The 5,245-nt window shown below is 47.1% G+C and carries 6 protein-coding genes; all 6 read left to right on the top strand.

The features are described 5' to 3' along the window. A partial coding sequence (locus PSI23_RS20120; protein WP_273556742.1) for a phage portal protein occupies positions 1-1,260 on the top strand: 1,260 nt, incomplete at its 5' end. After that, entirely contained in the window at positions 1,244-1,948 is a 705-nt protein-coding gene (locus tag PSI23_RS20115; protein ID WP_273556741.1) for a phage head morphogenesis protein, read from the top strand. The genes PSI23_RS20120 and PSI23_RS20115, both read left to right, overlap by 17 nt. 4 nt (positions 1,949-1,952) lie before the next feature. Further along, positions 1,953-3,185: a DUF2213 domain-containing protein gene (locus tag PSI23_RS20110; RefSeq protein ID WP_273556740.1), complete on the top strand. Its 1,233-nt coding sequence runs from the start codon at positions 1,953-1,955 to the stop codon at positions 3,183-3,185. Between the two features lie 9 nt (positions 3,186-3,194). After that, positions 3,195-3,674: a structural cement protein Gp24 gene (locus tag PSI23_RS20105; RefSeq protein ID WP_273556739.1), complete on the top strand. Its 480-nt coding sequence runs from the start codon at positions 3,195-3,197 to the stop codon at positions 3,672-3,674. 92 nt (positions 3,675-3,766) lie between these two features. After that, positions 3,767-4,777 (top strand): major capsid family protein, encoded by a 1,011-nt coding sequence (locus tag PSI23_RS20100; protein WP_273556738.1) that lies wholly within the window; start codon positions 3,767-3,769, stop codon positions 4,775-4,777. A 67-nt stretch (positions 4,778-4,844) separates the two neighbouring features. Continuing rightward, entirely contained in the window at positions 4,845-5,198 is a 354-nt protein-coding gene (locus PSI23_RS20095) for a hypothetical protein (RefSeq protein ID WP_273556737.1), read from the top strand. Positions 5,199-5,245: the final 47 nt, after the last annotated feature.

The raw sequence follows: 5,245 nt of genomic DNA, 5'->3' as shown, positions 1-5,245 counted from the left end.
ATTCGGGCGTGCATTGAAACCGTCGCTAATGATATGACGCGAGAGTGGATTGAAATCAAAGCCGTTGATATTGATGGTCAGGGTGAAGGCGCTGATAACAATAAAGCCATTGAAGATGCCCTGATTGATCTCAAGGTGAAAGACATATTCAACAAAGCGGCTGAGTATGACGGCTACTTCGGTGGCTGCATGATTTTCATTGATACCGGTGTCACCGATAATCAATTATTGGTGCCGCTGGATATTTCAGATAAATCGGGAGAGCTGAAAGATTTCAAGCGCTTTGTGCTGGTGGAGCCGATCAATATTTTCCCGGGTAGATATGAGAGCACCGATCCACTCAGCCCCCGTTATTTTAATCCCAATACATGGTGGATTTTGGGGAAAGAAGTTCACGTATCAAGGCTAATCCGTATTTGTGGCAAAGAAGTTCCGGTGTTGCTGAAACCCTCCTATAACTTCATGGGAATGCCACAGGCGCAATTGCTCTATGACTATGTCATTCATTTTCAGGATTCGCGAGCGGCAGTATCCAGACTGTTAGAGAAATTTTCCCTCACCGTGCTGAAAACCGACATGGAAGACATCCTGATGAATCCTCATTCAACCAAGTCGCTTGATGGGCGATTAGCATACATGGCTATGCATCGCTCCAATGACGGCGTACTCGCAATTGATTATGAGCGTGAAGATGTCGTTAAGTTAGAAACGCCGCTATCAGGGGTGACGGATATTGTTCGCCAGACACTGGAGTTTATTGTCGCAATTAACCGGACACCTGCCGTCAAGCTATTGGGTGTTTCACCCAGTGGATTTAATGCGACAGGAGAGAGTGATATCAAAAACTACAACGACCACGTTAAGAGCCAGCAGGAGAAAGTACTGCGAGCAGGGCTACAAAAGGCGTTGGATATCATTCAAATCGTTAAATTAGGTCAGTTGAATCAGTCCGTGACATTCGATTTTGTTGATTTAAATAAGGATGACGCCAAGGCTGCGGCGGAAACACAGAAATCTAAAACAGATAGGGATGTCTCGCTGGTTGATGCGGGGGTTATCTCAGAGAAAGAGGCAAGGCGCCGCCTGTCTGTCGATCCTGACAGTGATTATTTCGGCATTGATGTTGATGAGGTTCCAGAGGTCAATTATGGGCAAGAAGAAATCGAAAACGGCGCGACCTACACGCCCCAACGCGGGACTGGAGCGGGAATATTACCGCCGGATGCAGGGGCTAATTCAGGAAATGGCGAATTCGGTTGATTACTGGATATCGGCAGAATACAAACGCCAGCAGCCTAAGATTATCGGTGATGCGTCTCCTGCTAAGGAGTTAAATCGGAAACTGTTCTCGGTAATGGGACGATGGAAAGTAAAGTTTAACCAGATGGCAGAAACCATTGCCGTTTGGTTTGTCAATCGAGCCAATACCTACGCGTCAAACTCAGTGAAAAACAAACTGAAAACGGAAAGTATCACCGTCAATATGCGTGTTACTCCGGCTGTCCAGAATGTGTTAGACAGCCTGTATGAGCAACAGGTCAGTCTGATTAAGTCCATTCCTGAGCAGTATCTGACACAGGTACAAACGCTGGTGCAGCAAAGTGTGGTTAATGGGCGGGACATCGGATTCCTGAAAGAAGAGTTAAAGAAACGCTACGGCGTGACAGAAAGCCGGGCCAAGACCATTGCCCGTGACCAGAACGCCAAAGCCACTAATGCCATTGCGCGGGAGCGTTGCCGATCATCGGGTATCACCGAAGGGATTTGGATACATCGGGCTGGTGGCAGTAAGTCTTACCGTGATTCACATATAAAGATGAGCAGTCAGCGTTTCAATCTGAGTGACGGTTGTTATGACCCGCATGTACAACGGCATGTCCAGCCCGGTGAGTTAATCAACTGTAAATGTGATTTCCGTCCCGTTATTCCTCAAATTGGAAGCAACTAATACTATGACTAAAGAAAGAAACTTTGTCGTTTTTGACGAGGGGAGCCGGAGACGCATTGATGAAAATGGTTACCTCCACGTCTCGCAAACACATCTGACAAAAGAACAGGTTGTACCCTATATCGGGCGGGAAATTCCCAATTGGGAAAATCTGGAGTTAGAACCTGACCGATTGTATTACGGTTACCGCCCTGCCGATGAACTGGAGAAGGCCATCACCACGTTTAATGGCGTTCCGCTGCTTTATATCCATAAGCAGGACAGTGCTGAACAACCCCTGAAAGAGTTGCGGGTGGGGTCTATTGGGACAACACCCGTTTGGGATGCCCCCTATCTGGATAACGCCTTAACCGTGACCGACCAGATGGCGATTGATGCCATTCAGGACGGTTCATTGAAAGAACTCAGTTGTGGTTATTTTTTTGAACCCGATTTCACACCGGGCGAGTTCAATGGTGCTGCCTATGACTTCGTGATGCGAAACATCCGGGGGAATCATGTGGCACTGGTCAAAGAAGGTCGGGCGGGTCCCGATGTATATGTACACGACGGCTTTCCGTCTCAATTAAAGGTACAAAAGATGTCAGAAGAAAACAAAATTGATAAACCCGATGTTATCGCGAAAGATGATCCGAATGCGGCTTTGCCACCAGAGGATAAGAAACAGAATGAATTCGTGATAGACAACGATGCCGTCAAAGAAAAAATGACGGAATTAGGATTGGCAACGGATGATGAAGAAGCCGTTAAGGTCTTTATCAGTGGCATGGAATTCGCTCATGAACTTGTTGAGGGCGACCCTACATCTAATCCTGTCGGTGATAACATTCAGGCAGACCCTAACACGGTGAACAATCTTCCCCCAGAGGAAAAAAAGGAGAATACAGCCGCTATGGATCGCAAACCGAAAATCACGATGGATGCTAACACCATTCGTCACCAGGCCGTTGAACAGGCTAAAGCCCATTTCAGGGCACTGAATGAAGCCGGGCAAAAAGTTCGCTCGCTGGTGGGTGAGGTGGATGTGATGGCCTTTGACAGTGCCGAAGCGATTTATGCGCATGCACTGAAAAACAAGGGTTATGACCCCAAGAAATACGACAAGACCGCGTATAAAGGCATGGTAGACATCTTGGCAGCACAAAAGCCGTCGCCATTTACAAATAATCCGGTGATGGATGCTGCACCAAGCAGCCTGGAAGGGCCATTCGCAGGCTTGAAAAACATTAAAATTTAAGAGGTCATCATGGCATTACAAAAACAAGTCGGTCTGTACTACGCTCCGGCAGTTCCCGGCGACAGGGCGACACAAAACCCGGTGATTTACACACAGGGCAACCCACGAGCAGAAAGTGATATCACCATTGGTCATTTCGTCTTTGCGGGCACTGATTCATTTAAACAAGTGAAAGCATCCACAACAGGCAAAGATGCGCCTGTGGGCTTTGTTGAACGCATACTGGCGTACTACAACTATAACCTGATATCGTCTGCAACCATGACTATCCCATCTCAGACGGATGTTACTGTTGCGGTTCGGGGTGATTTCTGGTGTGCGCCAACCAATCAGAATGCGTCCATTGGTCAGACGGTGTTTGCGTCTACGACTGATGGCAGCATTCAAACAGGCGATGCAAAAGCCACGATTGACGGTCATGTCAAAACAGACTGGATTGTCAAATATTACGACGCTGACAGTAGCCTCGCCATCATTTCTAACTGGTAATTCCTAACCAAATCTTAATTAACTAAATACCCACGCATGACGACACCCTGAAATAACGGGTGGGATTTGTCGTGCGTGTCATGGAGAACAAGATGCCTATATCTTTTGAACAGGCTAAGCAATACGGCTTTGTCTTTAACGGCGCCCGTGAATGGATCACCCGTGACAATATGCCACGACTGATTCAGGATGCTGCGCTAATCACTTCGCCGAATTCCAGCGTCCCGGCTGAATTATTGGCTTACGTAGACCCGACGGTCATTGATATTCTGACAGCACCACGTAATGCCCGCGAGTTGTATGGAGAAGAAAAACGCGGAGACTGGACAACGCCGTATTTCAAATGGCGTATCAATGAAGTGGCTGGTAATACAGCGGCTTATTCAGATTTCGGACATTCCGGTAAATCTGTAACGAATAATGAGTGGCACACTCGCGAACAGTACCGTTATCAAACAGTAATTCAGTACGGAGATCTGGAGACTGATATGGCCTCTGGAGCGAAAATCAATCTAGCCGCAGATAAGCAACGCTCCGCTGCTACCACTATCGATATCGACAGTAATAAGTTTTATTTGCTGGGAGTGGCAGGAAGAGAGATTTATGGTGCCCTGAATGACCCGAATCTCAATCCCGCAATTGCAGCCGCCCCCTCTGGCGAAAAAGGTTCCACTAAGTGGGCGGATAAAAACACACAGCAACGCTATCGGGATATTTTGAACTTGTTTGCGCGCTTGGTTAATCAGACTCAAGGGTTAATTTCTGAAAGTGACGAATTGATTCTGGCTATATCACCAACATTGCGTGTGCAACTTGGGGATGCCACTGACTTTAACGTTTCTGTTATGAAAATGCTGACGACCTACTTTAGTAATCTCAAGTTGGTCAGTTTGCCACAATTAGGTGGTCCAAGTGGCGAAACTATCCAACTGATCGCCCCGAAAGTGGCAGGGATGGAAACGGGATTGCTGGGCTTTGGTGAGAAAATGAGGGCGGGTCGCATTGTGCCTGAGCTGTCTTCGTTCTCTCAGAAATTCACAGCAACTACCTATGGCGCAGTAATTCGTATTCCTGCTGCGATAGCGCAAATGACAGGTATGTAACCTATATACAATAATTCAACAATTATGGTCTCTCAGGAGGCCATTTTTTATGCCGGAGAAAAGCAGCATGTCTAAAGGTAAAACGATTAATGTCCGCCTGAATCACCCGCATGGTATTGAGTTTCCGATGCCGGATGGTAGCAGTGTTGTTCTGAAGGGGAATGCCTTTCATCTACTTGGAATGGATAAAGGCATGCTTCCCGTAGGCTTGTACGGGCAAACAGTTATAGATGCGGAACGATGGGATTACATCTTAAAAACCTACAGTGAAATGGCAATTTTCAAAAATAATCTGTGCGTCTGGGATGAAAAAGAGGCAAACGCCAATGACAAAGCCCGCGAGAAAAAAGAGCTTCGTCATGGACGTGAGCCAGTAGATACCAGCAAAACTACAACAGAGCCAGCGAAGGAGACTGCCTGATGGCTATCGTCACATTTGACAGTGGCGAGTTCCTGAAATTGTACCCC

Source organism: Xenorhabdus yunnanensis, from assembly GCF_028598805.1.
Taxonomy (GTDB): Bacteria; Pseudomonadota; Gammaproteobacteria; order Enterobacterales; family Enterobacteriaceae; genus Xenorhabdus; species Xenorhabdus yunnanensis.
This window is presented reverse-complemented; position numbering and strand designations above follow the sequence as displayed.